The sequence below is a fragment of the Microbacterium sp. 18062 genome (assembly GCF_902706225.1).
In the GTDB taxonomy this organism is placed as follows: domain Bacteria; phylum Actinomycetota; class Actinomycetes; order Actinomycetales; family Microbacteriaceae; genus Microbacterium.
In genome coordinates this window covers 1-551 of record NZ_CACSKB010000195.1, presented here as the reverse complement: position 1 = coordinate 551, position 551 = coordinate 1, and the positions used below count along the sequence as shown (strand labels likewise).

Genomic DNA, 551 nt, shown 5'->3' with positions numbered 1-551 from the left:
CATTGAAGCTGACGTGCTGGCCGATGTTGAGGCAGAAGTACTTGCGCTAGTCGATGCGGAGGTACTTGCGCTGGTTGAGGCTGATGTACTTGCGCTGGTTGAAGCTGACGTACTTGCTGACGTTGAAGCAGTTGTACTTGCGCTAGTTGAAGCACTTGTGCTTGCGCTAGTTGATGCGGACGTGCTGGCTGACATTGAAGCACTTGTACTTGCCGATGTTGAAGCGGACGTACTTGCGCTGGTTGAAGCGGACGTGCTGGCTGACGTTGAAGCAGACGTACTTGCGGAAGTCGACGCACTAGTCGAGGCTGATTCGGAAGCACTTGCGCTTGCTGACGTGGAGGCACTAGTGGACGCACTGGTTGAGGCGGACTCGGAGGCGGACAAACTTGCTGATTTAGAAACAGAAACGCGGTCTGTCACTTTCAATTTATAGGACTTCTCTGTCTTAGCTCCATGCGAATCCGTCGCAGAAACAGTTACAGTGTAATCTCCTGCCTGTAATAGACTGGATGCAACATTAGGATCTCTGCCTTCATAGACTGTAGCTC

Annotated in this window: 1 protein-coding gene; it reads left to right on the top strand. The window is 51.9% G+C overall.

All coding sequences use genetic code 11. The features are described 5' to 3' along the window. On the top strand, positions 1 to 436 hold a 436-nt coding region (locus GVL03_RS22105), incomplete at its 5' end, for a hypothetical protein (RefSeq protein ID WP_200847273.1). Between the last annotated feature and the right edge of the window lie 115 nt (positions 437 to 551).